24 protein-coding genes and 2 tRNA genes are annotated in these 24,187 nt (G+C 68.7%); 19 read left to right on the forward strand and 7 right to left on the reverse strand.

Annotated elements, in window-relative coordinates; all coding sequences use genetic code 11:
- The coding region (locus DFR69_RS33565; protein WP_244198600.1) for an enoyl-CoA hydratase-related protein at positions 1–135 on the forward strand (135 nt) is incomplete at its 5' end.
- Here the strand turns inward: DFR69_RS33565 and DFR69_RS33570 are convergent.
- Positions 132–1,193 (reverse strand): Hsp70 family protein, encoded by a 1,062-nt coding sequence (locus tag DFR69_RS33570; protein ID WP_110041728.1) that lies wholly within the window; start codon positions 1,191–1,193, stop codon positions 132–134. The genes DFR69_RS33565 and DFR69_RS33570 overlap by 4 nt on opposite strands.
- 25 nt (positions 1,194–1,218) lie before the next feature.
- Positions 1,219–1,806 carry a MarR family winged helix-turn-helix transcriptional regulator gene (locus DFR69_RS33575; protein WP_110041729.1) on the reverse strand — a complete coding sequence of 196 codons (588 nt, stop codon included), beginning with the start codon at positions 1,804–1,806 and terminating at the stop codon, positions 1,219–1,221.
- Between the two features lie 97 nt (positions 1,807–1,903).
- On the opposite strand from DFR69_RS33575, the gene DFR69_RS33580 reads away from it, so the two are divergent.
- Positions 1,904–1,975 (forward strand) — tRNA-Cys (locus DFR69_RS33580).
- 71 nt (positions 1,976–2,046) lie between these two features.
- Here the strand turns inward: DFR69_RS33580 and DFR69_RS33585 are convergent.
- A complete protein-coding gene (locus tag DFR69_RS33585; RefSeq protein ID WP_208644089.1) occupies positions 2,047–2,658 on the reverse strand; it encodes an Rv0361 family membrane protein in 612 nt (203 codons plus the stop codon).
- Between the two features lie 699 nt (positions 2,659–3,357).
- On the opposite strand from DFR69_RS33585, the gene DFR69_RS33590 reads away from it, so the two are divergent.
- Complete coding sequence (locus tag DFR69_RS33590; protein ID WP_110041730.1) at positions 3,358–4,338, forward strand: ATP-binding cassette domain-containing protein; 981 nt, start codon at positions 3,358–3,360, stop codon at positions 4,336–4,338.
- A complete protein-coding gene (locus tag DFR69_RS33595; RefSeq protein ID WP_208644090.1) occupies positions 4,335–5,189 on the forward strand; it encodes an ABC transporter permease in 855 nt (284 codons plus the stop codon). Before DFR69_RS33590 ends, DFR69_RS33595 begins: the two co-directional genes overlap by 4 nt.
- Before the next feature lie 56 nt (positions 5,190–5,245).
- On the opposite strand, the gene DFR69_RS33600 is transcribed toward DFR69_RS33595, so the two are convergent.
- From DFR69_RS33600 to DFR69_RS33615, 4 genes are all read right to left on the reverse strand, one after another.
- Positions 5,246–5,890: a DUF4352 domain-containing protein gene (locus DFR69_RS33600; RefSeq protein WP_110041731.1), complete on the reverse strand. Its 645-nt coding sequence runs from the start codon at positions 5,888–5,890 to the stop codon at positions 5,246–5,248.
- Positions 5,891–6,144: 254 nt separating this feature from the next.
- Positions 6,145–6,217, reverse strand: a tRNA-Arg gene (locus DFR69_RS33605).
- A 114-nt stretch (positions 6,218–6,331) separates the two neighbouring features.
- Positions 6,332–7,036, reverse strand: coding sequence for a DUF305 domain-containing protein (locus DFR69_RS33610; RefSeq protein ID WP_110041732.1), 705 nt, complete (start codon positions 7,034–7,036; stop codon positions 6,332–6,334).
- Entirely contained in the window at positions 7,036–7,911 is an 876-nt protein-coding gene (locus DFR69_RS33615; RefSeq protein WP_110041733.1) for a DUF3105 domain-containing protein, read from the reverse strand. Before DFR69_RS33615 ends, DFR69_RS33610 begins: the two co-directional genes overlap by 1 nt.
- 89 nt (positions 7,912–8,000) lie before the next feature.
- Here DFR69_RS33615 and argS point away from each other — a divergent pair, with 89 nt between their 5' ends.
- The 15 genes from argS (at position 8,001) to DFR69_RS33690 (ending at position 24,173) form a co-directional block, all read left to right on the forward strand.
- Positions 8,001–9,659, forward strand: a complete 1,659-nt coding sequence (argS, locus tag DFR69_RS33620) for an arginine--tRNA ligase (protein WP_110041734.1) — start codon at positions 8,001–8,003, stop codon at positions 9,657–9,659.
- 34 nt (positions 9,660–9,693) lie between these two features.
- On the forward strand, positions 9,694–11,109 hold the full coding sequence (gene lysA / locus DFR69_RS33625; RefSeq protein WP_110041735.1) for a diaminopimelate decarboxylase: 1,416 nt from the start codon (positions 9,694–9,696) through the stop codon (positions 11,107–11,109).
- A 2-nt stretch (positions 11,110–11,111) separates the two neighbouring features.
- Positions 11,112–12,509, forward strand: coding sequence for a homoserine dehydrogenase (locus tag DFR69_RS33630; RefSeq protein WP_373867104.1), 1,398 nt, complete (start codon positions 11,112–11,114; stop codon positions 12,507–12,509).
- 94 nt (positions 12,510–12,603) lie between these two features.
- Entirely contained in the window at positions 12,604–13,698 is a 1,095-nt protein-coding gene (thrC, locus tag DFR69_RS33635) for a threonine synthase (protein ID WP_110041736.1), read from the forward strand.
- Between the two features lie 25 nt (positions 13,699–13,723).
- Positions 13,724–14,650 carry a homoserine kinase gene (gene thrB / locus DFR69_RS33640; RefSeq protein WP_110041754.1) on the forward strand — a complete coding sequence of 309 codons (927 nt, stop codon included), beginning with the start codon at positions 13,724–13,726 and terminating at the stop codon, positions 14,648–14,650.
- Between the two features lie 340 nt (positions 14,651–14,990).
- Positions 14,991–17,018, forward strand: coding sequence for a transcription termination factor Rho (gene rho / locus DFR69_RS33645; RefSeq protein WP_110041737.1), 2,028 nt, complete (start codon positions 14,991–14,993; stop codon positions 17,016–17,018).
- A 223-nt stretch (positions 17,019–17,241) separates the two neighbouring features.
- Positions 17,242–17,472 (forward strand): 50S ribosomal protein L31, encoded by a 231-nt coding sequence (gene rpmE / locus DFR69_RS33650; RefSeq protein ID WP_022567395.1) that lies wholly within the window; start codon positions 17,242–17,244, stop codon positions 17,470–17,472.
- A 90-nt stretch (positions 17,473–17,562) separates the two neighbouring features.
- On the forward strand, positions 17,563–18,633 hold the full coding sequence (gene prfA, locus DFR69_RS33655) for a peptide chain release factor 1 (RefSeq protein ID WP_110041738.1): 1,071 nt from the start codon (positions 17,563–17,565) through the stop codon (positions 18,631–18,633).
- A 6-nt stretch (positions 18,634–18,639) separates the two neighbouring features.
- Entirely contained in the window at positions 18,640–19,521 is an 882-nt protein-coding gene (gene prmC / locus DFR69_RS33660; RefSeq protein ID WP_186817509.1) for a peptide chain release factor N(5)-glutamine methyltransferase, read from the forward strand.
- Between the two features lie 324 nt (positions 19,522–19,845).
- Complete coding sequence (locus DFR69_RS33665) at positions 19,846–20,511, forward strand: L-threonylcarbamoyladenylate synthase (RefSeq protein ID WP_110041739.1); 666 nt, start codon at positions 19,846–19,848, stop codon at positions 20,509–20,511.
- 13 nt (positions 20,512–20,524) lie between these two features.
- A complete protein-coding gene (locus DFR69_RS33670) occupies positions 20,525–21,655 on the forward strand; it encodes an MraY family glycosyltransferase (protein ID WP_110041740.1) in 1,131 nt (376 codons plus the stop codon).
- A 19-nt stretch (positions 21,656–21,674) separates the two neighbouring features.
- Positions 21,675–22,142, forward strand: coding sequence for a Cg1360 family ATP-synthase-associated protein (locus tag DFR69_RS33675; RefSeq protein ID WP_186817508.1), 468 nt, complete (start codon positions 21,675–21,677; stop codon positions 22,140–22,142).
- Between the two features lie 310 nt (positions 22,143–22,452).
- Positions 22,453–23,283, forward strand: a complete 831-nt coding sequence (atpB, locus tag DFR69_RS33680; protein WP_110041741.1) for a F0F1 ATP synthase subunit A — start codon at positions 22,453–22,455, stop codon at positions 23,281–23,283.
- A gap of 78 nt (positions 23,284–23,361) precedes the next feature.
- On the forward strand, positions 23,362–23,610 hold the full coding sequence (locus DFR69_RS33685) for an ATP synthase F0 subunit C (protein WP_019045404.1): 249 nt from the start codon (positions 23,362–23,364) through the stop codon (positions 23,608–23,610).
- 5 nt (positions 23,611–23,615) lie between these two features.
- Positions 23,616–24,173 (forward strand): F0F1 ATP synthase subunit B, encoded by a 558-nt coding sequence (locus tag DFR69_RS33690; protein ID WP_110041742.1) that lies wholly within the window; start codon positions 23,616–23,618, stop codon positions 24,171–24,173.
- Positions 24,174–24,187 lie beyond the last annotated feature (14 nt).

A 24,187-nucleotide genomic window follows, 5' to 3' on the forward strand; every position in this document is an offset into this window, starting at 1 on the left:
TCGTTCGAGACGACGTTGTCGGAGGGGTTGTTGTTCGAGCGTCGGGTGTTCCATTCGTTGTTCGCGACCGATGATCAGAAGGAAGGCATGGCGGCTTTCATCGAGAAGCGGCCCGCGAACTTCACCAACAGCTAGTTCTGTTTGTAGTGCAGTGAACCGTCGGTGAGCTGGGCGGTGGTCGGCGCGGTGCCCCGTTCGGGTGGCCGCGCCGTCGTCCCGTCGGTGCCGAGCAGACCGGCCACCGCCCCGCCCAGCGTCGCCGTCACGGCCACCGCGGCGAGCAACTTGCGCCTGCCAGGACGTTGACTGTCGCGGGTGGCCAGCGTGGCCCCCGCGTACAGCCGGCGCATGCGCAGCCGCGCGGGCGGGCGCTGCGCGGCCAGCAGGACCGCGCCGCGGGCCGACACGTAATCGGGCTCCGGGTCGTAGACGATCGGCAGCCCGATCAACTGGGCCAGGTCCTCGCGCAGCGTCGGATTGCGGCTGCACCCGCCCAGCGGCACCAACGCGTCCGGGCGCACGCCCGTCTCCTCGATCACCTGCCGCACGAACGAGGCCGAATGGTGCAGGCCCGCCTCGCACAGCTCGGCCAGATCACTGCGGGTGACCACCGCGCGACCGCCCGTGTCGGTGTCGGTCGCGGTCACCACACGGGTGCGGCTCAGCGACTCGCGATGCGCGCGGCTGGTGCGCGCGTCGGCCAGCACCCCGCCGCGGGCCAGCTGCCAGCGCAGCAGCGCGTCGTAGCCGTCGCCGCTGAGCACGGTGCTGCGCCTGCTCGCCAGGATCGTGTCGGTGCGGCAGTCGGCGTGGGTGATCGTCAGGCCGGAGCAGCCGAGGTCGTAGAGGATCACAGTGCCGGAGGCGGGCAGCAGGCCGGTGAACCGCAGGTAGCGCAGCTGGGCGAGCGGTTCGTCGACGATGCCGACCTCCGACCTGCCGAGGGCGGCGCGGATCGCGTCGGCGTGTACTTCGCTGCGGCAGGTGACCGCCGTGGCCGTCACGCACTCGTCGCGCGCGAGCGCGGCCACCCGCAGCCGGCGGATCGCCGCCAGCACCGCTTCGTCGACCGATCCGCCCGCCCTGCGCGGCAGCCGGATGCGGTCCACCGGTGGCAGGTGCGGCTGATCGGAGTGGGTCAGCACGGCGCGAGCACCGCTCGCACCCGCCGATACCCCCAGGACCAGCACCATGGGCTACATCGTGGACCAGATTCGGCTAGCTGCCAAGCGCGTCGGCCGGTGATTCGCTCTCCGGTCCCCAGGTCGCGTGGAATGCGAGGTTCGGTTCGCCGGGCTCCTCGAAGTCGCCCGCCTCGTGCCGGAAGCTGGCGAGCAGGGTGAGCAGTTCGCGGATCTTGTCCGGGGGCAGGCCGGGCTCGGCGAACACCTGCGCGTTCAGCGCCGCCGTGGCGTCTGCGACCAATTCCCTTCCGGCATCGGTGATTTCGATGAGGGTGGCCCGGCGGTCGCTGGGGTGCGGCACCCGGACCACCAGTCCGGCGGCCTCGAGCCGGTCGACGGTGTTGGTCACGCTCGTGGGATGCACCTGCAGCCGCGCGCTGGCCTTGGCCATCGGCAGCGCGCCGGTCCGGCTGAAACTCAGCAGCTGCAGCAGCTCGTAGCGGGAGAAGGTGAGGCCGGTCGGCTTGAGTGCCTCGTCCACCCGTGCCATCACGATCTGCTGGGCCCGCACCAGCGAGGTCACCGCCGCCATGCCGTCGGCCACCTCACCCCAGCCGTGCCCGGTCCACTGCCGATGCGCCTCGGCGATCGGGTCGACGGGAAGCGGGCGTGGCCGGGTCATGGATTGATCATCGCATAGCGCCAGGTGGACCGAATTGCACTCACCTCGAGCGCAACCCTGGCCGCGGCGGCCCGGCCACGGCACTCTCTAGGACGAGGCGGGCGTGGCTGAGTGGTTGAGGCAACGGTCTGCAAAGCCGTTTACGCGGGTTCAATTCCCGCCGCTCGCTCTGTGTCGTCGAGGCGGGACCGCTGTGCGCGGTCCCGCCTCGACGCTGTCGCAGCGCAATCCGGAGTAGCGTCAGCGTCTGTTGGCCGGTGCCGAGCAGATCTTCCAGGTGCCGTTCTCCTTCTTCAGGTGCTCCTCGGTGCTGTCCTCGGTGTTGGGTTCCTCGCCCTGCACCGACAGTGTCAGCTTGCCGACGACGGTCGCCTTGGCCGTGTCACCGGTGATGACGATGTTCTCGACCTTGTCGATGTCCACCGACACCGAGGCCGCTTCGAACTGCTGGCGCTGCTCCGGGGTGAGATTCTCGATCTCCTTCCGGTCCGCCTCGCAGGCGAGCTCGGCGGCCGCCACGAAGCCTTCGTCACCGAGGGTGTCGTAGAAGTCGCGCACCGCCACCTCGATCTGCTTCTCGTCCGAGGACAGCGGCGTGCGGCCCTGCACGGTGAGCAGGATCCCGGTGATCACCGCGCCGATCACCACCAGCGCCACGACGGCGAGCGCGATGAACAGCCCGGTCCGCTTCTTCTTCGGCGGCTGCGCGGGCGGCAGCACGTCCGGCCCGTCCGGATAGCTCGGCGGCGGCGGTTGCTGCCCGAACCCCGCGTGGGGATACCCCGGCGGTCCCGACGGCATCCCCGCCGGCTCCTGGCCGGACGGCGGCTGCTCACCTGGCGGATTGGTCATGCTCGCTCCTGACGTCACCGGGGCGTCCCCGAATGAAATGCGCTGAATGCGTACGTGAGTCGAACCGCTACAAAGCGTGGAAATGCGAGAGCGCCCCGGACGATACCGGGACGCGCTCGGCTCGGGCAACGAAGCCCTTCCTCGAGGCACTACGTCGGCCCAGGCATGCTGGCGATGGCGCAACCGCAGGGCTTGCCTCAGGTCGTCTTTCGTGCTGACCTCGTCCGCTGAGATCAGCGCGCGGCGGATGGCGGAGATCGGTGTCGCGCTCGCCATCCAGGAGCTGACCGTGTCGGCCCTGTGCGAGTGGGCCCAGCGGGTACTGAATGCGTCGTCGCTTCCCTGGAAGTGCGGAAAATACTCGTCAGCACATGCTGACCGACGAGCTCGTTCCACTGCTGGAGCAGCTGTACGTAGAGCAACATTCGTCATTATGAAATGACGAATAGAGCCGTAGAACATACCTATTAGTCGGATGGCTTCTCGATAGCGTCACCTAACGCATACCTATATTGCAGCCCAGGTCAATGGCACTTTGTTATAAAATTGTGACACCCATAGGCGGTGGGTGTAAGTCTCGTGTACCGTCCCGTTCGGGGCCGATGGCTCCATCTGATCCGTGGACCGGATCAATGAATTCGACGGTAAGAGTTCATTCGGTCCGCGGAGGGGGTCGACTATTCTATAGGGAGCCGAAAAATGAATTCCTCTCTTGCCTTGGAGGCCAGTGGCCTGGTCAAGGTTTTTGGAGAAACTCGTGCGGTGCACGGTCTCGAACTTGCCGTGCAGAGCGGACATGTGTACGGCGTGCTCGGCCCCAACGGGGCCGGGAAGACCACCGCGCTCAGGATGTTCGCCACGCTGCTACAACCGGACGGCGGTACGGCACGGGTTTTCGGTCACGATGTCGTGGCCGAAGCCGAGTCGGTGCGCAAACTGGTCAGCCTGACCGGCCAGTTCGCTTCCGTCGACGAGGATCTCACCGGCCGCCAGAACCTGGTGCTCCTGGCGAGGTTGCTCGGGTACCCGCGCGCCAGGGCCAAACAGAAGGCCGACGACCTGCTGGACGCGTTCGGCCTCACCGACGCGGGCGACCGGAAGGCCTCGACCTACTCCGGCGGCATGCGCCGCCGGCTGGACATCGCGGCGAGCGTCGTCAGCACCCCACGGCTCATCTTCCTCGACGAGCCGACCACCGGTCTGGATCCGCGCAGCCGCAACCAGGTCTGGGATCTCGTCCGCGGGGTGGTCGCCCGCGGGACCACCGTGGTGCTCACTACCCAATACCTGGACGAGGCCGACCAACTCGCCGACCGAATCGCGGTGATCGACCACGGCAAGGTCGTCGCCGAGGGCACCCCCAGCGAGCTCAAGGCTTCGGTCGGCTCGGGCGCGCTGCACGTCCGGGTGCGTGAACCGCGGCAGCGGGGCGAAGCCGAATCGATTCTGGCCGAACAGCTCGGCGTCTCGGTGCATCTCGGATCCGATCCGGCGACGCTCTCGGCGGCCGTCTCCGATACCGGGCGGGTCGCGCACGCGCTCGGTGTGCTTGCGCAGTCCGGGGTCGACATCGTCAGTTACGCGCTCGGCCAGCCGAGCCTCGATGAGGTGTTCCTGGAACTGACCGGTCATCCCGCCGAAGACAACACCGCCACCGAGAACGAGGAGGATGCGGCGTGAGCACCCCGAACCTGACAGTTTCCCCGCGCGCGGGCATCGACGACCACCTGGATTCGGTGCTGCTGGCCAACGAGGCACCGCCGCGGCCCAACCCCTTCACGGCCACGTTCGCCCTGGCCGAGCGGGCGCTGCTGAAAATGAAGAACTCGGCGGTCGAGGTCCTCTTCGACATCATGCTGATGCCGATCATCTTCCTGCTGGTATTCCAATACCTGTTCGGCGGTGCGTTCGCCGGATCGACGGACGACTACCTGCAGTACTTTCTGCCGGGCGTGCTGGTCGTCGGCGCGGTGACGCAGACGGCGAGCACCGGCATCGCGGTGAATTCCGACATCGTCAAGGGCATCTTCGACCGGTTCCGGACCATGCCGTTCTGGCAGCCGGCCGTTCTGGTCGGCACCATGGTCGCCGACCTGGGCCGGTACCTGTTCGCGCTGGTTTTCACCGCCGGTCTCGGGATGCTGCTCGGCTACCGGCCGGAGGCTGGCGCGCTCGGTCTGATCCTCGCCATCCTGCTGCTGCTGCTGGTGTTCTCGTTCTCGTTCGCGTGGATCTTCACCGTGATCGGCGTGCTGGCCAAGAAGACGGAAACACTACTCACCTGCAGCATGTTGTTGATGGTGCTGGCCTTCCTCAGCAACGTCTTCGTCGACTCGGAGACCATGCCGCGCTGGATGCAGTTCATCGTCGACATCAATCCGGTCAGTCACGCGGCGACTGCCGCCCGTGGCCTGATGAAAGGTGACGTGACCGCGGGGCAGCTGCTGCTCGTGCTGCTGTCGTCCGCGGTGCTCGTGGTGATCTTTTCCCCGTTGACCATGTACTTCTACAACAAGCGCAGGCGCGGCTAGGTCCGCGTAGGCGACCTTGGGGTGGCATCGTTGCGCGGTGCCACCCCGGCCCGCCCTCAGCGCAAGGCCACCCGCGTACCCCCGGAGAACATCGAGTCGTGGAACTCGATCGCCGCCGGAACCGTGCCCTTCGGCACGTCGAACGCGATGATCACCGACACCTTGTTCCCGGGATTGATGTCCGCGGAGAGATCGGTGTTGACATTGAGTTCGGCCTCGATATCGTTCGCGAACTCCCTGCCCTGGTCGTCGATGAGCTTCTGATTCGATCCGAAATAGGTCTGGGGTTCCGCCGCGGTGTTGGTGACATCGACGTAGACCAGGATGAACTCACCCTGGGCCTCTTTGCGCAGGTACTCGTTGTCGCCGACGGCCGCCACCGGCGGGTCGACCTTGGTGACGACGAAGGCGAACTTGCCGTCACGCACCTCCGAGCCGACCGGCGCCGCGGTCGATCGCGTGGTGCTCTCCTCGGCGGCCTTGTCGACCCCGCTCTTGAATACCGTCAGGCACCCGGCGCAGAGCAGCAGGATCATGGCCAGGATGCCGAGCAGGACCCACAACCAGACCTTGCTCTTCTTCTGCGGCGGCTGCGGCGGATAAGGCTGCCCGTACGGCGCCTGCCCATACGGCGCCTGCCCATACGGTGGCGGCTGCCCCTGCCCGTACGGCTGATGCGGAGGTTCCTGCGGGTTCGACATGGTTCGCCTCGATTCACGAACTGTCACGGGGGTTTCCGTGGCGTGTGAACGGGAGTGTGACAGCGGCGGGAACCGCGCGGCGCGCGATCCGCGGCAGGAAATGTCCGAATGGAAGCAATTAGGGGACGATTCCGTCCACCCGCCCGTTCCAGGTCCACAACAGCGGCGACGGGTCGGATCGCGGTGGGGGAATCGCAGTGTGGAGTTGCTCGGGAATGCGAAAGGCCCGACCTGGTGGTCGGGCCTTTCGTGTGTGCCCTCGGCAGGATTCGAACCTGCGGCCTTCTGCTCCGGAGGCAGACGCTCTATCCCCTGAGCTACGAGGGCGGGATAGATGCCGGTCGCTGTGGGGCGATCGGGCAGCGACAGCGTATCGCATCGAATGCGGTGGGCCAAAAACGGTGGTGGACCGGGGGGTTCGCCCGGGCCACCACCGGTGGGTCAGCCGAAGGGGAGCGGGGTGGCGCCGCGGGCGGCGAGCATGCTCTCCATCAGCTGCGATTCGCCCGCCTGGGTCTTCGACATCTGGGCGGCCAGGACGCGGACCTCGGTGGTGTCGGCGTGCTCGGCGGCGTAGTCGAGCATCGGGACACCGCCCTGATGGTGACGCAGCATGAGCTGCAGGAACAGCGTGTCCACGGCGGGGCCGGTCGACTGGCGCAGCGTGGTCATCTCCTCCTGGCTGGCCATGCCGGGCATCTCGCTCATCGGGCCGGTCATGGCGGTGGCGGTCGAACCGGAGTGCCCGTGGCCACCCTGGCCGTGCTCGGTCATCCAGCCCATGTAGCCGTCGACGTTCTGGTTGGGCTCGCCCCACAGCTGCAACCAGCCCTGCATCCGGCCGATCTGGTTCTGCTGGGTGGTGAGGATGTCGTAGGCGAGTCTGCGCACGTCGTTGTCGGTCGAGGCGATCAGCGCCGCGCCCGCCATGTCGACGGCCTGCGCGTGGTGGGCGGACATGTCCTGGCTGAAGCCCACGTCGACCGGGCCGGGCGTGGAGGCCTTCGGTTCGTCGAGCGGCATCCGCAACAGCACGCCCGCCACCGCGCCGAGCAGTAGCAGCCCGATCGCGCCGAGGACCAGGATCGCTCCGGTGGGGCCTTTGCCGCGCCCCGTCTCGCCGGTCTCGGCGGCGTCGTCGCTCATCACTGACCGGCGGGCAGGCCGCCGGGGATCGGGATGTTCGGCATGCCGGGGATGCCGGAACCACCCAGCTCGGACTGGTCGGGGGTCAGGCCCTTACCGTCCATCGGCACGGCCTCGGGGCCGTACGGCGAGGGATCGAACGGCGGCGGGTTGTTCGCGTCGAAGATCGGGTTCGAGCAGCTCGCGCCGACCTCGGGGTAGGCGTACGGATTCTCGCGCAGGGCGGAGATGAACTGCTTGATCCGCGCGTCGTCGGCCGAGTCCAGCTTGAGCTGGTGACCCCAGGTCTGCAGCGAGATCGGGCTCTCGAGGCCCGGGTACGGCGACATCAGCGAGTACTGACGGCCCTTCACGTAGTTCGACAGCTTCTCCACGCCCTCGGCGTCGACCTTGTCAGGGTTGTAGGCGATCCAGACCGCGCCGTGCTCGAGCGAATGCACCGCGTTCTCCATGCGGATCGGCTTGGTGTAGACGGTGCCGGTGCAGTTGGCCCAGGCGGCGTCGTGCGGGCCGCCGTACGCGGGCGCCTTGTCGTAGGCCACGCGCTGGGCCTCGGTGACGTGCAGCCCGGCCGGGTACTCCTGCTTGACCACGCCCTCGATCTTGGTCGAGGGGTCCTGGTTCTCCTTGGACGGCACCCATTCCTTGAGGTCGGTCTGGGCCTCGCGGATCGCGGCCTGGTCCATGTACTTGGGCACCAGGCTGTAGGCGAGCAGGCCGATCAGCGCGACGATGACGACGGCGCCACCGAGCAGAGCCCACGGCACCTCCCGCTTCTTGCCCGGAAGCTTGCCCTTGCCGGGTTTGCGGGACGGAGACGACTTCCCCGCGGCCCGGACGGCCTTGGCTGATGTGGCGCTGGTCCTGCTCGGCATCGCTCGTTGTGCTCTTTCGACGTGTGGATCGGTGGGTTCGTACCGGGCGGTCGTGGTTGCGACCCACCCAGCCAATAGGATAGAGACTCGTGACTCCAGCTGACCTTGCAGATCTCCTTCGCACCACGGCCGCGAAGGTGCTTGTCGAACGTGGACTGGACTCTTCAGTCCTGCCCGAGCAGGTCACGGTGGAGCGTCCGCGTAACCCCGAACACGGCGACTATGCCACGAATGTGGCCATGCAGGTGGCCAAGCGCGTCGGAACCAACCCCCGCGAGCTGGCCGGATGGCTGGCCGAGGCGCTCTCGGCGACCGACGGCATCGAGGTCGCCGACGTCGCGGGCCCCGGCTTCCTGAACATCCGCCTGGCCGCGTCGGCGCAGGGCGCGATCGTCGCGCAGATCCTGGCCGCGGGGGAGAAGTTCGGCACCGGGTCGGCGCTGGCCGGCACCAAGATCAACCTGGAGTTCGTCTCCGCCAACCCGACCGGCCCGGTCCACCTCGGTGGCACCCGCTGGGCCTCGGTGGGCGACGCGCTGGGCCGCATCCTGGCCGCGCAGGGCGGCGAGGTCACCCGCGAGTACTACTTCAACGACCACGGCGCGCAGATCGACCGCTTCGCGAAGTCGCTGGTCGCGGCCGCGCTGGGCGAGCCGACCCCCGAGGACGGCTACGCGGGCGAGTACATCCAGGAGATCTCCGCCACCATCGTCGCCGCGCACCCCGACGCGCTCGCCCTGCCCGCCGACCAGCGGCACGAGCTGTTCCGGCGCGAGGGTGTGCAGCAGATGTTCGCCCAGATCAAGCAGGATCTACACGACTTCGGCACCGACTTCGACGTGTACTTCAACGAGAGCGAACTGTTCGCCTCCGGCGCCGTCGAGCGCGCCGTCGAGGAGCTGAAGAACTCGGGCAACCTGTACGAGAAGGACGGCGCCTGGTGGATCGCGTCCACCGAGTTCGGCGACGACAAGGACCGCGTGGTCCTCAAGAGCGACGGCAACGCCGCCTACATCGCCGGTGACATCGCCTACTTCCAGAACAAGCGCGCCCGCGGCTTCGACCTGGCCATCTACATGCTCGGCGCCGACCACCACGGCTACATCGGCAGGCTCAAGGCCGCCGCGGCCGCTTTCGGCGACGACCCCGACACCGTCGAGGTGCTGATCGGGCAGATGGTGAACCTGGTCCGCGACGGCCAGGCCGTGAAGATGAGCAAGCGCGCGGGCACCGTGGTGACCCTCAACGACCTGGTCGAGGCGATCGGCGTCGACGCCTCGCGCTACTCGCTGGTGCGCTCGTCGGTGAACTCGAGCATCGACATCGACCTCGGCCTGTGGACGAAGGCGGGCAACGAGAACCCGGTCTACTACGTGCAGTACGCGCACGCCCGCACCTGCCGGATCATGGACAACGCGAAGGCGTTCGAATTCGACTCCGTCGCACCGGATTTCGCGCTGCTGAACTCGGACCGCGAAGGCGATCTGATCCGCACCCTCGGCGATTTCCCGCGCGTGGTCGCCACCGCCGCCGAGACCCGCGAACCGCATCGCGTGGCCCGCTACCTCGAAGAACTGGCCGGTGTGTACCACCCCTTCCAGTCCGACGACGACATGCGCGTGCTGCCCAAGGGCGACGACACCGTCACCCCGCTCAACGCCGCGCGCCTCGAACTGGTCAAGGCCACCCGCCAGGTGCTGGCCAACGGCCTCGCCCTGCTCGGCGTCAGCGCACCGGAGCGCATGTGACCACCGGCTCGTTATTCAGGAAGGACGCTCCGAGATGAGTGCACACCCGGCCGGTCCCCGGCACGCAGAGATTCCGCACGCGCCGAGTCTGGCCGAGCGCCCCACCGACCCCAGGGAGATGATCGACCTTCCCGCCAACGTCTGGCCGCGCAATGCCGCGCGGGGCGACGACGGCGTCGTGACGGTCGCCGGCGTGCCCGTCACCGAGTTGGCGGCCCAGTACGGCACCCCGCTGTTCGTGATCGACGAGGACGACTTCCGCTCGCGCTGCCGCGACATGGTGCGCGCCTTCGGGCCCAACGCCCGCGTGCACTACGCGTCCAAGGCGTTCCTGTGCGGCGAGATCGCCCGCTGGATCCGCGACGAGGGCCTGTCGCTGGACGTGTGCTCCGGCGGCGAGCTGGCCGTCGCGCTGCACGCCGGGTTCCCGGCCGAGCGGATCGCGCTGCACGGCAACAACAAGTCGGTGCCCGAGCTCGAGGCCGCGGTCGCCGCGGGCGTCGGGCACGTGGTCGTCGACTCGCTCTACGAGATCGAGCGGCTCGAGGCGGTCGCCGGCGCGGCGGGCGTGGTGCAGGACGTGCTGGTCCGGGTGACCGTCGGCGTCGAGGCGCACACCCACGAGTACATCTCCACCGCGCACGAGGACCAGAAGTTCGGCTTCTCGATCGCCGGTGGTGACGCCATGGAGGCGCTGGCCCGCGTCTTCGAGACCGACAACCTGCGCTTGGTCGGCCTGCACAGCCACATCGGCTCGCAGATCTTCGAGCTCGACGGCTTCGAGATCGCCGCGCGCCGCATGCTCGGCCTGCTGCGCGAGGCCATCGACAAGTTCGGCATCGAGCGCACCGCGCAGATCTCCACCCTGGATCTGGGCGGCGGCCTCGGCATCTCGTACCTGCCCAGCGACAACCCGCCGCCGCTGGACGAGTTCGCCGCCAACCTGCGCGGCCTGGTCGCCGCCGAGGCCGCCCGCGCCGGGCTGCCCGAGCCGACCATCGCCGTGGAGCCGGGCCGCGCCATCGCGGGGCCGGGCACCGTCACCCTCTACGAGGTCGGCACCATCAAGGACGTCGAGCTCGACGGTGGCGCGCGGCGCCGCTACGTGAGCGTCGACGGTGGCATGAGCGACAACATCCGCCCCGCGCTGTACCAGGCCGATTACGATTGCCGTCTGGTCTCGCGCTCCTCCGACGCGCACGCCGTGGTGGCGCGCGTGGTCGGAAAGCATTGCGAGAGTGGCGATATCGTCATCCGCGACACCTGGATGCCCGCCGACGCCGGCCCCGGTGACCTGGTGGCCGTCGCGGCGACCGGCGCGTACTGCTATTCGATGTCGAGCCGCTACAACCAGCTCACCCGGCCCGCCGTGGTCGCGGTGCGCGACGGTGCGTCGCGACTGATTCTGCGCCGGGAAACGGTGGCGGACCTGCTGAGCCTGGAGGTATGACGATGACCGCATCGCAGAGCGATTCCGTGGGGGGCGGCGGCCGGGTGACGGGTGGGCTGACCAACAACGGGGAAGCGGGGCGTCCGCTGGGTGTGGCCGTGCTCGGTATGGGCACGGTCGGTACCGAGGTGGTCCGGGTGCTGCGTGAGCACAGCGAGGACCTGCGTTCGCGGATCGGCGCGCCGCTGGTGCTGCGCGGCGTGGCCGTGCGCGACCTGGGCAAGGACCGCGGCCTGCCGGCCGAGCTGCTCACCACCGACGCCGAGGCGCTCGTCGCCCGTGACGACGTCGACCTGGTCGTCGAGGTCATGGGCGGGATCGATCCGGCCCGCGGGCTGATCGGCGCCGCGCTGTCGGCGGGCAAGTCCGTCGTCACCGCCAACAAGGCACTGCTGGCCGACTACACCGGCGAGCTGGCCGCTGCCGCCGAGCGCAGCCGCGCCGACCTGTACTTCGAGGCCGCCGTCGCCGGCGCCATCCCGGTGGTGCGCCCGCTGATCCAGTCGCTCTCGGGTGACCGGGTGAACCGCGTGGTCGGCATCGTCAACGGCACCACCAACTTCATCCTCTCCGCGATGGACGAGACCGGCGCCGCCTACGACGACGTGCTCGCCGAGGCCACCGCGCTCGGCTACGCCGAGGCCGACCCGACCGCCGACGTCGAGGGCTACGACGCCGCGGCCAAGGCCGCCATCCTGGCCTCGCTGGCCTTCCACACCCGCGTGACCGCCGCCGACGTGTACCGCGAGGGCATCTCCAAGATCACCGCCGAGGACCTGGAGACCGCCTCGGCCGTCGACTGCACGGTGAAACTGCTCGCCATCTGCGAGCGCGTGGCCGCCGGTCCGGGCGAGCCGACCGCCGAGGAAGGCGGCAAGGACCGCGTCTCGGTGCGGGTGTACCCGGCGCTGATCCCGCGCAGGCACCCGCTGGCCGCGGTCAACGGCGCCTTCAACGCCGTGGTCGTCGAGGCCGACAACGCGGGCAGGCTGATGTTCTACGGCCAGGGCGCCGGCGGCGCGCCGACCGCCTCGGCGGTGCTGGGCGATCTGGTGATGGCCGCGCGCAACAAGTTCTACGGTGGTCGCGCGCCCGGCGAATCGGTCTATGCTGAGCTGCCGATCGCGCCGATCGGCGACACCCCCACCCGCTACCACGTGAACCTGCAGGTGGAGGACCGCCCCGGCGTGCTCGCCGCGGTGGCCGGGGAGTTCTCCCAGCGTGGCGTGAGCATCTCCACGGTGCGGCAGCAGGGCCATGGCGACGGCGCCAGGCTCGTGGTCGTCACCCACCATGCGGTGGAGTCCTCGCTGGCCGATACTGTCGCGGCATTGGCGGAAATGGATTCGGTCACCGCTGTGACCAGCGTTCTCAGACTGGAAGGCACCGAAGAATCATGAGTACGAATGTGCGCGGCGTCGCCGACATTCGCACCGATGGGTATACAGGCCGCCCGTGCGCACATGGCCTTCTCTCGATCGAAGGAGCGTTGGCATGAGCTCGCGTAGCATCGCCCCCCAGCTCGGCGTGCACTCGCGCTGGCCGGGTCTGATCGCGGCCTACCGTGATCGGCTGGCCGGTGCGGCCGATTGGGAGCCGGTCACCCTGTTCGAGGGCGGTACCCCGCTGGTCCCGGCGACGCACCTGTCCGAGCTGACCGGGTGCGAGGTGTACCTCAAGGTGGAGGGCGCCAACCCGACCGGTTCCTTCAAGGACCGCGGCATGACCATGGCGATGACCGACGCCAAGTACCGCGGCCAGAAGGCCGTGCTGTGCGCCTCGACCGGCAACACCTCGGCCTCGGCCGCCGCCTACGCCACCCGCGCGGGCATGGAGTGCGCCGTGCTGATCCCGCAGGGCAAGATCGCGATGGGCAAGCTGGCCCAGGCCGTCATGCTCGGCGCCAAGATCATCCAGGTCGAGGGCAACTTCGACGACTGTCTCGAGCTGGCCCGCAAGGTGACCTCGGATTTCCCCGAGGTCGGCCTGGTGAACTCGGTCAACCCGGCCCGCATCGAGGGCCAGAAGACCGCCTCGTTCGAGATCTGTGACGTACTGGGCAAGGCGCCCGACGTGCACGCGCTGCCGGTGGGCAACGCGGGCAACATCACCGCCTACTGGCGCGGCTACCGCGAATACCAGGCCGACGGCATCACCAGCTCGCTGCCGCGCATGCTCGGCGTGCAGGCCGCGGGCGCCGCGCCGCTGGTCAACGGCGCTCCGGTGAAGGACCCGGAGACCGTCGCCACCGCCATCCGGATCGGCGCCCCCGCGTCCTGGAACGGCGCGATGGAGGCCAAGGAGCAGTCCGGCGGCGCCTTCCGCGCGGCCACCGACGAGGAGATCCTGGCCGCGTACCGCCTGGTCGCCGCGACCGAGGGCGTGTTCGTCGAGCCCGCGTCGGCCGCGAGCGTGGCCGGTCTGCTGGCCGCCCGCAAGGAGGGCTGGCTGGATTCGGGCCTCACCGTGGTCTGCACCGTGACCGGCAACGGTCTCAAGGACCCCGACAACGCGCTGGCCGGGATGCCCGAGGTCACGCCGATCGCCGTCGACCCGGTGGCCATCGCCCACGCACTCGAGCTGGCCTGAGTTGAGCGCGCGCGAGAGCAGGCTGATGACAGCCACCCTGCCCGCCGGTCTCGAAGTCACCGTGCGCGTCCCCGCGTCCACGGCCAACCTCGGACCCGGATTCGACTGCCTGGGAATGGCATTGGGCCTCTACGACGAGATCGTGGTGCGCACGACCGATTCGGGGCTCGACATCCGCGTGGAGGGTGAGGGCGCCGACGACGTGCCGTGGGGCCCAACGCATCTGGTGGTGCGGGCGATCGAGCGCGGGCTCGAATCGCTCGGCGTCTGGGCCGACGGTCTCGATGTGGTGTGCCGCAACGTGATTCCGCACTCGCGTGGCCTGGGCTCGAGCGCCTCCGCGGTGGTCGGCGGCCTGGCCGCCGGCGCCGGGCTGGCCGCGAAGTTCGACCCCGAGCTGCGCCTGGACGAGGACCGCCTGGTGCAGCTCGCCGCGGAGTTCGAGGGCCACCCCGACAACGCCGCCGCCAGCGTGCTCGGCGGAATCGTGGTGTCGTGGACCGAAACCGATGCCGAGCCGGAGCGGACCTACCGGGCCGTGCGCCTGCGGCCCGCCGCGGCGCTGCGCCCGGTCGTGCTGATCCCGCAGGAGCGCTCCTCCACCGCGCACACCCGCGGCCTGCTGCCCGAGCAGGTGCCGCACGGCGATGCCGCGTTCAACGTCAGCAGGGCGGCGCTGGCCGTCGTGGCGCTCACCGAGCGTCCCGATCTGCTGCTGCCCGCCACCGAGGACCGGCTGCACCAGACCCAGCGTGCGCCCGCGCTACCGCTCACCACGGCCTGGATCGAGCGTCTGCGGGCCGCGGGAATCGCTGCGACGGTTTCCGGCGCAGGCCCGACGATTCTGGCGCTCGCCACCGAGGATTTCCCTGATGACCTGCGCAAACAGGCGGAATCGGACGGGCTGCGGGTGGTCGAACCCGGCATCGCGGACGGCGTCGTCGTCGACTGACGGCGCGCCTGCCTTGCCGTTGTTCGCAATGGGCAGCTATTCTGGGCTTGTCCGTACATCGTGCGCATCAGACGCCGGTGCTTCATCAGGGCAATCGCTCCAGCAGGCTCCAGGCTCGAGCCTCCACACCATGGGGGTGCTGCGACGCCGAGAAGCCGCTCAACTGGAATGATCTCTCCTCACCACTGTCTTCTGGTGGCGAAGCCTCCGGTCCGGCGGGGCGGGTAGTACGGCACAGGCGTCCGGTCGGACGCGTAATCCGAGCTCGGCACAGGGTGCCGGGTCTACGGAACGAACCCTCGATTCAGCACACGGCATTCGAGGGAAGGAAAGGATTTCCGTGACAGATACGGACCTGCTCGCGACACCCGGGGTGGAATCCAACCCTACGAACTCGGGCGGCCGCGAAAGTGAATCCGGACAGATTTCGAAAATGAGCGAACATACCGACGTCGCACGATCGGGGCTGACTGGAATGCTGTTGCCGCAGTTGCGCGCACTGGCGGGGGAGCTCGGTATCCGAGGCACCTCCGGGATGCGCAAGGGTGATCTCATCGCCGCCATCAAGGAGAATCAGGCCGGAGCGCCCGCGAAGGCGGGTAAGCCCGCCGAGGCCGCCGCCGTGACGGCCGACGCGCCCGCCGCCAAGGCCGACGCGCCCGCCAAGAGCGAGGCGCCCGCCAAGAACGACGCGCCCGCCAAGGCGCAGGCGCCCGCGAAGGCCGAGCGCCCCGCGAAGGCCGACAAGGCCGCGCCCGCCGAGAAGCAGGCCGCCGAGACCAAGACCGAGCAGGCTCCGGCCGAGCAGGCCGAGTCCAAGCCCGCCGCCGAGTCGACCGAGGATTCCGGTCGCGAGGGCGGTCAGCGTGGCCGTGGCCGGCAGCGTCGTGGTCGTGACCAGGCCCGTTCCGGCGGTGGCGAGAACACGCAGACCGAGAACCGCGCCGAGGACACCAAGCAGGCCGACAAGGCCGAGGGCGGCGAGCAGGGCGAGCGCCGTCGGGAGCGTGGCGACCGCGGCGACCGCGGTGAGCGCAACCAGAACCAGAACCAGAACGGCAACGCCGGTAATCGCGGTCCGCGCGACGACCGCGGCGGTGACGACGAGGAAGGCGGCCGCGGCCGCCGGGGCCGTCGCTTCCGCGAGCGTCGTCGTGGGCGTGACCGCGACGGTGGCGCCGGTGGCGGCGGCGAGGCCCGCGATTTCGAGATCCGCGAGGACGACGTCCTGCAGCCGGTCGCCGGCATCCTCGACGTCCTGGACAACTACGCGTTCGTGCGGACCTCCGGCTACCTGGCCGGCCCGAACGACGTGTACGTCTCGATGAACCTGGTCCGCAAGAACGGCCTGCGCCGCGGTGACGCGATCACCGGCGCGGTGCGCGCCCCGCGCGACGGCGAGCAGAGCAACCAGCGCCAGAAGTTCGACCCGCTGGTGCGCCTGGACACGGTCAACGGCGGCGAGGTGGAGGCGGCCAAGCGCCGCCCCGACTTCCAGAAGCTGACTCCGCTCTACCCGAACCAGCGGCTGCGTCTCGAGACCACGCAGAACAAGCTGACGACCCGTGTGATCGACCTGATCATGCCGATCGGCAAGGGTCAGCGCGCGCTGATCGTGTCCCCGCCCAAGGCGGGTAAGACCACGATCATGCAGGACATCGCCAACGCGATCGCGATCAACAACCCCGAGTGCTACCTCATGGTCGTGCTGGTCGACGAGCGTCCCGAAGAGGTCACCGACATGCAGCGTTCGGTGAAGGGTGAGGTCATCGCCTCCACCTTCGACCGGCCGCCGGCCGACCACACCTCCGTCGCCGAGCTCGCCATCGAGCGGGCCAAGCGCCTGGTGGAGATGGGCAAAGACGTTGTGGTGCTGCTCGACTCGATCACCCGATTGGGCCGTGCGTACAACAACTCCTCGCCCGCCTCGGGTCGCATCCTCTCCGGTGGTGTCGACTCGACCGCGCTGTACCCGCCCAAGCGGTTCCTCGGCGCGGCGCGCAACATCGAGAACGGTGGCTCGCTCACCATCATCGCCACCGCGATGGTGGAGACCGGTTCCACCGGCGACACGGTGATCTTCGAGGAGTTCAAGGGCACCGGCAACGCCGAGCTCAAGCTCGATCGCAAGATCGCCGAGCGGCGCGTGTTCCCGGCCGTCGACATCAACCCGTCGAGCACCCGCCACGACGAACTGCTGATGTCGCCGGACGAGATGGCGGTCGTGCACAAGCTGCGTCGCGTGCTCAGCGGCCTCGATTCGCACCAGGCGATCGACCTGCTGATGGACCGGCTCAAGAAGTCCAAGAACAACCTCGAGTTCCTGATGACGGTCTCCAAGACCGCGCCGGGCGCACTCGACGAGTGATCGGCTGACGAAACAGGGGCCCCGCCACGGCGGGGCCCCTGTTCGCGTCTGCGGCCGGGAACAATTCCGTGGTCGGGGGTGTTTTCGGAACGTGCGGCCCGATCTGGCATACTGGACCGCTGTGTGTCTGCGGCTTCGCAGACATCCCGCCTAGTCGGTTCCGGTTCACGTATTCCGCGCTCCAGCGGCATGCGACCCGGCGACCATTATCGAGAGGACGCCCATGAAGGCAGGAATCCACCCCACGTATGTCGACACCACCGTCGTGTGTGGTTGCGGCAACACCTTCCAGACCCGCTCCACCAAGGAGTCCGGCCAGATCACGGTCGAGGTCTGCTCGCAGTGCCACCCGTTCTACACCGGCAAGCAGAAGATCCTCGACACCGGCGGCCGCGTGGCTCGCTTCGAGGCTCGCTACGGCAAGCGCGCAGGCAAGAAGGCCGACGCCAGCTAGTTGCCTCCTCCGACGCCCGGTTCTGCTCTGCAGGCCGGGCGTCGGTGGTTTCTGTTGTCCAGCGCACCGCACCCCAGAAGGAACCCCACCGTGACGCAGCCGTCAGCCATCGACGACATTCTCGCCGAGTACGCAGGCTTGGAGACGCAGCTGGCCGACCCGTCGCTGCACAACGACGCGGGCGCGGCACGCCGGGTCGGCAAGCGGTTCGCCGAGCTGGCGCCGGTGATGTCGACCTATCGCAAGCTGGAGACGGTCCGCGACGATCTCGAGGCCGCCCGCGAGCTGGCCGCCGACGACGCGGCCTTCGCCGCCGAGGTGCCCGGCCTGGAGGCCCAGCTCGCCGAGCTCGAGCAGGCGCTGGCCGATCTGCTCGCCCCGCGCGACCCGCACGACGGCGACGACGTGGTGCTCGAGGTGAAGTCCGGTGAGGGCGGCGAGGAGTCGGCGCTGTTCGCCGCCGACCTGGCCCGCATGTACATCCGCTACGCCGAGCGGCACGGCTGGAAGGTGGAGACGCTCGACGTCACCTACTCCGACCTCGGCGGCTACAAGGACGCGACGCTGTCGATCAAGAGCCGCGACGCCGCCCGCGACGGCGTGTGGTCGCGCTTCAAGTTCGAAGGCGGCGTGCACCGCGTGCAGCGCGTGCCCGTCACCGAGTCGCAGGGCCGCATCCACACCTCCGCCGCGGGCGTGCTGATCTACCCGGAGCCCGACGAGGTCGAGCAGGTGCAGATCGACGAGACCGACCTGCGCATCGACGTCTACCGCTCCTCCGGCAAGGGCGGTCAGGGCGTCAACACCACCGACTCCGCGGTCCGCATCACCCACCTGCCCTCCGGCATCGTGGTGACCTGCCAGAACGAACGCTCGCAGCTGCAGAACAAGGCGCGCGCGATGCAGGTGCTCGCGGCCCGGCTGCAGGCGCTGGCCGAGGAGCAGGCCGAGCAGGAGGCCGCGGCCGGGCGCGCCAGCCAGATCCGTACGGTCGACCGTTCCGAGCGCATCCGCACCTACAACTTCCCGGAGAACCGGATCGCCGATCACCGCATCGGCTTCAAGGCGCACAATCTCGACGCCGTCCTCGACGGTGACATGGACGCGCTGCTCGACGCGCTCGGCAAGGCCGACCGCGACGCGCGCATGGCCGCCGAGTAATCGCCCGTGACCGAACGGGTGCGGCTGCGTCCGCTGATCGTCGCGGCGGCGGAGAGGCTGGCCACGGCGGGTGTGGCGTCCCCACTGCCCGACGCGGAGAACCTGGCCGCGCATGTGCTCGGCGTCGACCGGATGCGCCTGGCGCTGCACCCGATGGTCGAACCGGACGAAGCCGCGCGGTTCACGGCGCTGGTCGAACAGCGGTCCGCGCGAATCCCCTTGCAGCACTTGACCGGGACCGCCGCGATGGGCGAGATCGAGCTCGCCGTCGGACCCGGGGTGTTCGTGCCGCGCCCGGAGACCGAGCTGCTGTTCGCGTGGGCGCTGGCCTGGCTGGAGACGCTGCCCCACGACCACGACCCGGTCGTCGTCGATCTGTGCGCCGGCACAGGCGCGCTGGCCCTGGCGATCGCGCACGCCCGCCCCGACGCGCGGGTCCACGCCGTCGAACTCGACCCCGACGCGCTGACCTGGACCCGTCGCAATGCCGACGACCGCATCGCCGACGGCGACACCCCGATCACCCTGCACGCCGCCGACGTCACCGACCCGGCCCTGCTCAGCGAGCTGTCCGGCCGCGTGGACCTGGTGGTCTCCAACCCGCCCTACATCCCCGACGGCGCCGTCCTCGACCCCGAGGTCGCCGACCACGATCCGCATCGCGCCCTGTTCGGCGGGCCCGACGGGCTCGACGTCATCCGTGCCATGGTCCCCACCATCGCGCGCCTGCTGCGGCCCGGCGGCGCCACCGCGATCGAACACGACGACACAAACGGCGGGGGAGTGGCCGCCCTGCTCGCGGGGGCGGGCTTCGCCGACATCGTCGAGCACCCCGATCTGGCCGGCAAGCCGCGATTCGTCGTGGCGGCGCGCCACAGCAAACCCTGATCCCGCGGCCGAGCCCTGGCGTGTGCACCGCGTCGCCGCACGATGTGCGCGCCGGACGGCCGTCTGCCTCGCTCCGCGCGCTCCACCAGCACACCTCCAGCAGCTGGCGGACGATCGTGGTGGGCCGGGTGTGCCGCCGTCTGGCAAAGTCCCCGCGCAGGTGAAGCCCCGCGCGGGAGCTAGACTCTTGCCGCACACCGAAGACCGGCAAGAATCGTGGGACCTCGACAACTTGCCGCAACCCCGACGAGCACGAGACCCGGGGCAGCGGAATATTGTCGGCCACCGAAGTCCGGCAGAAATCGCGGGAAGGCGAAGCTAAGCGTGAGTACCGTCTACGACTGTGCTGAACCGGCGTCTCGGGCCGCTGGCCTCTCCGCCGCCACCAGCGCGCTGAAGTCCGGCCGCCTGGTCGTCATGCCGACCGACACGCTGTACGGCCTGGCGGCCGACGCGTTCGACTCCGAGGCGGTGGCCTCGCTGCTCGCCGCCAAGCGCCGCGGCCGTGACATGCCCGTTCCGGTGCTGGTCGGGTCCTGGCACACCATCGACGGACTGGTCTTCTCGGTGCGCCCGCAGGCGCGCGACCTGATCCGCGCGTTCTGGCCCGGCGCGCTGAGCCTGGTCGTGCAGGCCGCGCCCTCGCTGGCCTGGGATCTCGGCGACACCCGCGGCACGGTGATGCTGCGCATGCCGTTGCACCCCGTGGCGCTGGAGCTGCTGCGCGAGGTCGGCCCGCTGGCCGTGTCGAGCGCCAACGTGTCGGGTCAGCCCCCGGCGAGCACCGTCGAGCAGGCCCGCGAGCAGCTGGGCTCGCTGGCGAGTGTGTACCTCGACGGCGGTCCGGCCGCGCACGCGGTGGCCTCCACCATCGTCGATCTGACCGCGGATCAGCCGCGCGTGCTGCGCGAGGGCGCGGTGCCGCTGGCCGATATCGCGGAGGTGCTCGGCATGGCGCCCGACGCCCTGGTCAGCTCCGCGCAGCGGTGATCGCACGCATCCGATGAGCACGGTCGTTCCCCTGCGCGAGCTGGTGCTCGTGCTGCTCGTCTCTGCCACGGTGACCTTCCTGGCCACCGGCGGTATCCGCACGCTCGCCATCGCCTTCGGCGCGGTCGCGATCCCGCGAGAGCGCGATGTGCACGTCAAGCCCATTCCCCGGATGGGCGGCGTCGGCATGTATATCGGCGTGGTCGCCGCGGTTCTGTTCGCGCATCAATTGCCCGCGCTGCGCCGCGGGTTCGATTACGCGCCCGATATTCCCGCGGTGCTGGTGGCGGCCACCATCATCGTGCTCGTCGGCATCGTCGACGACCGCTGGGGTCTGGACGCGCTCACCAAATTCGCGGGCCAGGTGACCGCGGCCGGTGTGATGGCCGTGATGGGCCTGAGCTGGTACGTCATCTACGACCCGTTCAACGACAGCACCGTGGTGCTCGACGCGTTGCAGGGCGGCCTGGTGACGGTCGGCATCACCGTCACCCTGGTGAACGCGATGAACTTCGTCGACGGCCTGGACGGCCTCGCCGCGGGCCTCGGTTTGATCTGCGCCGGCGCGGTTTTCGTGTTCTCGGTGGGTTTGCTCTACGACCAGGGCGGTTCGGTCGACACCTATCCGCCCGCGTTGCTGGCCGCCGCGCTCGCCGGCGCGTGCCTGGGATTTCTTCCGCACAATTTCTCGCCGGCGCGAATCTTCATGGGCGATTCCGGCTCGATGATGATCGGATTGATGCTGGCCGCCGTTTCCACCGGCGCCTCCGGCCGAATTCCGCTGCAGGGCTATGGCCCACGCGACATTGTGGGTTTGCTCTCGCCGCTGTTGCTGGTCGGCGCGGTGATGTTCATTCCGGTGCTCGATCTGTTGCTGGCGATCGTGCGTCGCGTGCGCGCGGGCGTGAGCTTCTCCACGCCGGACAAAATGCATCTGCATCACCGTTTGTTGCAGATCGGGCATTCGCAGCGCCGCGTCGTCCTGCTGATCTATTTGTGGGTCGGGGTGCTCGCCTTCGGCGCGGTGGGAACCTCGTTGATGGATCGGCGACTGGTCGTGTTGCTGGTGGCGGGCGGATTGGTGTTCGCGCTGGTAGTGACCGCGATCCCATCCATGCGCCGGGTGGAGTCGGCGAAGAGCTGATCCGGGCCCGCAAGGTAAAGTGCGGGCCGTGAGCTTTACACCGCGACCCGTGCCCGGCCCCGACGCCCCGCTCCGTACCGCGCTGCGCTACGGCCTGATCGGGCTCGGTGTGCTCGTGGTCGTCTCGGTGGTGATCGCCACCGCCGTCGCCGGGACACCCGGCCTGTGGGGCGCGCTGCTCGGCGCGGCCATCGGCGGCGGGTTCATCCTCACCACGCTGGTGTCGGTGCTGCTCGGCGCCAAGCTGCCGCCGAGCACCCAGGGCCTGGTCCTGCTGGTCAGCTGGGTCGGCAAGCTGCTGGTCGCGCTGATCGTCGTCGGCGTGCTGAACCAGTTCGACTTCTACAGCAGGCCCGCCCTGTTCTTCACGGTGGTCGGCGCGCTGCTGATCGTGCTCGGCGCGGAGACGTACGGCGTTGTGAGCGTGAAGGTTCCGTATGTCACGACACGCGCGGGAGACGACGAAACGGCTTCCGAGCAGGAATAATCCCACCCAGCTACGCACTGTCGTAGATAGCTTGGTAAAGTGTTGGTAAGCAAGCACCCAAGCTAGGGGCCAGGTCCGGGAGAACTCGGGGCTACGCCTCGGGTTACCAGGGGGGATCACCGAGATCCCACCCGGGGCCGCTATGCTTACTGCCGATCCGGGTGGAATGTGCCCGGTTGAAGCATGTCGACGATGTCGCCGACGCCCGTACAGCAGCTATATCGGTCTACACACCGTAACCGCGGCTGTCGAATTTCGAGCCGACCAGAGTCGACCCCATTGATCGTCAATGTCCGATCGAACCGCGGGGATGACCGTACCCGCGGCCCGAACACGGGAGAGAACGCTGAGCGTCACCACTTTGGCGGCAGGCGAGTTTCACGCGCCATCGCTGTCCGACTTCTTCCCTCCAGCGGTGTTGTTCGCGGGTACGCCGTTCGAACTCGATCGCTTGATGCTGATCCGCCTGCTGATGACCGCCGTTCTGGTGCTCCTCTTCGTGCTGGCTTTCCGCTCGCCGAAGATCGTGCCCCGCGGGCTGCAGAACGTGATGGAAACCGCCGTGGTTTTCGTCAAGGAGCAGATCGCCGACGAGGTGCTCGGCAAGGAAACCGGTAAGCGGTTCCTGCCGCTGATCGCGACGATCTTCTTCACGGTTCTGTTCCTGAACTTCTCCAGTGTGGTGCCGTTCCTGAACATCTCCTCGAATGCCCGCGTCGGTATGCCGCTGGTGCTCGCGGTGGTCGCCTACGTCGCGTTCAACTACGTCGGTATCCGCAAGTACGGCTTCTGGAAGTACATGCGCTCGAGCATCGTCGTTCCGGACGTGCCGCCCGCGCTGCACGTGCTGCTGATCCCGATCGAGTTCGTCTCGACGTTCATCCTGCGCCCGTTCACGCTGACCGTCCGACTCATGGCCAACATGCTGGCGGGCCACATCATGCTGGTGCTGTTCTTCAGCGCCACCTGGTTCTTCCTCTTCGATGCCACCGCGTGGATGAAGGTCTTCTCGCCCTTCTCGCTGCTGGCGGGCATCGGCTTCACGCTGTTCGAGCTGCTGGTCATCTTCCTGCAGGCGTATGTGTTCGCCCTGCTGACCGCGGTGTACATCAGCCTCGCGCAGCACGCCGCCGACCACTGACCTGAATCCACACCAGTACTGCCAAACCTGCTACACACGCCGACCGGCGGGTGAGCAACAGAAAGGGAAAGAAGACTCATGAGCCTCGCTTACCTGGCCCAGGAAGCCGCGACCACCGAGAGCACCTTCAAGGGCTTCGGCGCCATCGGCTACGGTCTTGCCGCGATCGGCCCCGGCATCGGCGTCGGCATCGTCGTCGGTAAGGCGATCGAGGGCTTCGCCCGTCAGCCCGAGCTGGCCGGCCAGATCCGTACCAACATGTTCCTCGGTATCGCGTTCACCGAGGCCCTGGCGCTGATCGGCCTCGTCGCCGGCTTCATCTTCTGATTCCGATGCGCGAAATCATCACGCTCGCTGCCGAAGGGGGAGAGGATGTGAATCCTCTCATCCCCGAAACGTACGACATCGTCTGGTCGATCGTCTGCGTCGCCATCATCGGTCTGCTGTTCTGGAAGTACGTGATCCCACGTGTGACCAAGACCCTCGATGAGCGCGCCGACAACATCGAAGGCGGTATCGCCAGGGCCAAGGCCGCCCAGGAAGAAGCACAGCAGACGCTGCAGCAGTACCAGCAGCAGCTTGCCGACGCCCGGCTGGAAGCCGCACGTATCCGCGAGGATGCGCGCACCCAGGGTCAGCAGATCCTCGCGCAGATGCGCGCGGACGCCCAGGCCGAAAGCGACCGCATCGTCGCCGCCGGTCACTCCCAGCTGGAAGCCCAGCGCCAGCAGATCCTGACCGAGCTGCGCTCCGAGGTCGGCCGCACGGCTGTCGACCTGGCCGAGAAGATCATCGGCCAGTCTGTCTCGGACGAGGCCAAGCAGGCGGCGTCGATCGACAAGTTCCTCAGCGAACTCGACGACACCACCGCCATCGGGGCCGGAAGGTAACGACGCGAAAGTGA

Source organism: Nocardia neocaledoniensis (genome assembly GCF_003182135.1).
In the GTDB taxonomy this organism is placed as follows: domain Bacteria; phylum Actinomycetota; class Actinomycetes; order Mycobacteriales; family Mycobacteriaceae; genus Nocardia; species Nocardia neocaledoniensis.

Excerpts from the sequence above, each read along its gene's own strand:
- DFR69_RS33575 (WP_110041729.1), bottom strand. The coding sequence starts at position 1,806 with ATGACCCGGCCACGCCCGCTTCCCGTCGACCCGATCGCCGAGGCGCAT.
- DFR69_RS33690 (WP_110041742.1), top strand. The coding sequence starts at position 23,616 with ATGCGCGAAATCATCACGCTCGCTGCCGAAGGGGGAGAGGATGTGAAT.
- DFR69_RS33630 (WP_373867104.1), top strand. The coding sequence starts at position 11,112 with ATGACCGCATCGCAGAGCGATTCCGTGGGGGGCGGCGGCCGGGTGACG.
- rpmE (WP_022567395.1), top strand. The coding sequence starts at position 17,242 with ATGAAGGCAGGAATCCACCCCACGTATGTCGACACCACCGTCGTGTGT.
- DFR69_RS33590 (WP_110041730.1), top strand. The coding sequence starts at position 3,358 with ATGAATTCCTCTCTTGCCTTGGAGGCCAGTGGCCTGGTCAAGGTTTTT.
- DFR69_RS33610 (WP_110041732.1), bottom strand. The coding sequence starts at position 7,036 with ATGAGCGACGACGCCGCCGAGACCGGCGAGACGGGGCGCGGCAAAGGC.
- DFR69_RS33670 (WP_110041740.1), top strand. The coding sequence starts at position 20,525 with ATGAGCACGGTCGTTCCCCTGCGCGAGCTGGTGCTCGTGCTGCTCGTC.
- thrC (WP_110041736.1), top strand. The coding sequence starts at position 12,604 with ATGAGCTCGCGTAGCATCGCCCCCCAGCTCGGCGTGCACTCGCGCTGG.
- DFR69_RS33615 (WP_110041733.1), bottom strand. The coding sequence starts at position 7,911 with ATGCCGAGCAGGACCAGCGCCACATCAGCCAAGGCCGTCCGGGCCGCG.
- DFR69_RS33600 (WP_110041731.1), bottom strand. The coding sequence starts at position 5,890 with ATGTCGAACCCGCAGGAACCTCCGCATCAGCCGTACGGGCAGGGGCAG.
- DFR69_RS33585 (WP_208644089.1), bottom strand. The coding sequence starts at position 2,658 with ATGACCAATCCGCCAGGTGAGCAGCCGCCGTCCGGCCAGGAGCCGGCG.
- thrB (WP_110041754.1), top strand. The coding sequence starts at position 13,724 with ATGACAGCCACCCTGCCCGCCGGTCTCGAAGTCACCGTGCGCGTCCCC.
- DFR69_RS33570 (WP_110041728.1), bottom strand. The coding sequence starts at position 1,193 with ATGGTGCTGGTCCTGGGGGTATCGGCGGGTGCGAGCGGTGCTCGCGCC.
- lysA (WP_110041735.1), top strand. The coding sequence starts at position 9,694 with ATGAGTGCACACCCGGCCGGTCCCCGGCACGCAGAGATTCCGCACGCG.
- atpB (WP_110041741.1), top strand. The coding sequence starts at position 22,453 with ATGACCGTACCCGCGGCCCGAACACGGGAGAGAACGCTGAGCGTCACC.
- DFR69_RS33685 (WP_019045404.1), top strand. The coding sequence starts at position 23,362 with ATGAGCCTCGCTTACCTGGCCCAGGAAGCCGCGACCACCGAGAGCACC.